The following is a 292-nucleotide window of genomic DNA, read 5'->3' as shown; positions in this document are numbered from 1 at the left end:
GAGGATTAGCTCAGCTGGGAGAGCATCTGCCTTACAAGCAGAGGGTCGGCGGTTCGAGCCCGTCATCCTCCACCATTCCTATCATACATAAGTTGGCGTATTAGGCCGGTGTAGCTCAATTGGTAGAGCAACTGACTTGTAATCAGTAGGTTGGGGGTTCAAGTCCTCTTGCCGGCACCACTTTTATATGTTATACTATATAAGTCTCTTGTAATAAGAGCCATTAGCTCAGTTGGTAGAGCATCTGACTTTTAATCAGAGGGTCGAAGGTTCGAGTCCTTCATGGCTCACC

At 47.6% G+C, this 292-nt stretch carries 2 tRNA genes; both read left to right on the top strand.

The annotated features are described in order from the left end of the window. Window positions 1-104: 104 nt before the first annotated feature. Window positions 105-180 (top strand) — tRNA-Thr (locus G9F48_RS19380). Between the two features lie 37 nt (window positions 181-217). Next, window positions 218-290, top strand: a tRNA-Lys gene (locus tag G9F48_RS19375). Window positions 291-292 lie beyond the last annotated feature (2 nt).

The sequence above is a fragment of the Bacillus sp. EKM420B genome (assembly GCF_011065565.1).
In the GTDB taxonomy this organism is placed as follows: Bacteria; Bacillota; Bacilli; order Bacillales; family Bacillaceae; genus Bacillus; species Bacillus velezensis.
Note: the sequence above shows the minus strand (reverse complement) of the source record. Positions and strands in the feature narration are given on the sequence as shown.